This is a genomic window from Endozoicomonas sp. SESOKO4 (assembly GCF_024606275.1).
In genome coordinates this window covers 1-2,184 of sequence record NZ_JAHHPS010000061.1, presented here as the reverse complement: position 1 = coordinate 2,184, position 2,184 = coordinate 1, and the positions used below count along the sequence as shown (strand labels likewise).

The 2,184-nt window shown below is 46.9% G+C and carries 2 protein-coding genes; both read right to left on the bottom strand.

All coding sequences use genetic code 11. The features are described from left to right. Window positions 1–85: 85 nt before the first annotated feature. Entirely contained in the window at window positions 86–1,837 is a 1,752-nt protein-coding gene (locus KDK16_RS01100) for an RING finger domain-containing protein (RefSeq protein WP_257274295.1), read from the bottom strand. Between the two features lie 143 nt (window positions 1,838–1,980). After that, window positions 1,981–2,184, bottom strand: a 204-nt coding sequence (locus KDK16_RS01095; RefSeq protein WP_257274294.1) for a hypothetical protein, incomplete at its 5' end; no start/stop codon positions are given.

The window sequence follows — 2,184 nt, the reverse complement described above, 5'->3', positions numbered from 1 at the left end:
AGTGATTTCTTCTTGCCATGAACCATCCTCCTTCCGAACATAGATTTTTGCTGTTCCATCGTCACTGGCGGTCAATACATGACTACTATCGGCGCTGAAGCTGGCTAATTTTGACCGGACCATCGTCGTGGATAGTGAACTCTTCCTTCCAGGGTCCATCGGACTGATAAACATAGATTTTCGCAGTGCCGTCGTCACTGGCGGTCACCATACGGCGGCTATTGGCGCTGAAGGTGGCTGAGATATGACCGTGATGGTGGATCTCGGCTTTTGTCACCAGATGAACGAGGCGTCCCAAGATTTTTACAAACTGTGAATCATCAGATGCCTGGCTGTTATGTCGGCAAAATTGGATAAAATGGTACAAGGTTTCATAACCTGTTTCTGCTTTATTCCATTCATTAACTGCTCTTTCTGCAATAGCTAAAGAATGACAACCGTCGTATTTTCTCAATAGTTGGTTAAAGTCGTTAAGTTTTTTACTCAAGGCGTTTAATTCTATACGACATGTAGGACAATTTATAATTGAAGCATCCTGCTGCCTTTTGTTTAACCACTGTTTTAAACAGTCTACGTGATAAAGGTGATTGCAGGGCGTTTTCACTATATTTGACGTGCGTTCAAACTGCTCCTTACATACCGCGCACTCTGCATCAATAATGTGTGCAGGTTCTTCTTTATCCACATGCAGTGCATTATCGTCGAAAGCATTGATAGCGATGTAATCATCTATGGTTTCAGAGGCACTCATCAGGTGGCTGTCGTCAGACAAAATCATCAGGTAGTTGTTGTCAGTGGCTGCTAGCAGCTGCTCGATAAATCGGTTGTGTGTTGTGTGCTCATAGGAAGAACGCGGCAGTGCCAATATCGCCTCAAGAGGAGTAATAGTATTACCCCTGATGTTTGTGCCTTTTGTTTCCAGAACCTGCAAACGCTGAGGCATGTTCAGCTTATCCAGCATTTCCCTGAATTTAAAAGCGGCGTTGGGATCGTCGCTTTCAATGATGGCTAAAAGCTGGTTGGCAAGTAGCTCAAGGTCCTGAGTCGAAGCATTATTTTTACTCTGCTCTCCATTGTCGTCTTTTCTGTTATTGCCATCGCCGCTGCTACCATTACCTTCTCCCGGTGATTTGCTCTCTCGATTTTCAGGTGCTTCTCTCTTCTCCTGTTGTTGATGGTGCTGGTTAGTTGCGTCATTTGATCCTGCATTGGGTCTGCTGCCAGAGGGTTGACCATCCTCATTACCTGCCTGTCGGCCATCACCATGATGGGTTTTCAAGACAGTACGCTCAAGAAGCAGTTTGAAACAGCCAAGTTGCCACTGAAGGCTTTCGCTGGCCGGGCAAGTCCTGGCGACACGCTGGAGGAGAGTGTCCCAGAAATCAACATCGGGCAGCTGTTCACTATCCAGAAAGTTGAGCCAGTCAAGGGGGATAGCCGCTTCACTGGCAGAGCCATCGACATTAACGCGGGTGATTTGCAAACGTGCCGGGGAGGGCTGCTGCTCAAACGAAACAGAATTCTTGCCTATGGACATCAGCCAGTTGATGACGGGTTGCAGAATAGTCAGGTCAATTTCGAACAATCCCGATGGCCTGCCGCCTCCACCTCCCCAGGGAGGAGGAGGCAAATAAAAAAAACCTCCTCTGGCGACACCGGAAAAATCGGCATTGCCAGCGGGCTGGCCACCTGTCACTATCAGTGTGCTATTGCGTGTTTTCCCATCGTTGATTTCAATCCGAAACTTGCGCCCATCGGGATGATGACGGTCAATAAGGGTTGAGGAATAGCATATCGGCACAACTATCATAGCCAGCAGGGGAAAAAAAAATACCAATCACGCCCTTCTTGTTTGTAAGAAAATGCCAGAACAATCCGTGTTGAATGTTTGTTTTGGAAAAATAAAGGAACGCCATGGGTGAATCACATTATTGGTAGTGCATCAGAGAATAGCCAAGATTTTCCGGGATGCTACTGGAGTTACTCTTCTTTCCATAGTTCAATGATTTTCGCAATGTTTTCGGTACCTCTATCAAGTGACACTAAACCGGTGGTCACCACAAAGCGGCTATTGGGACTAAAAGTGGCTGAGCTGATGTCATCACTATGGGAAATGATGGCTTTATCCACAATCAGGGCATCAGCACCGACGCTAACCGCCCCATGGAATTCACCGGTAACCTC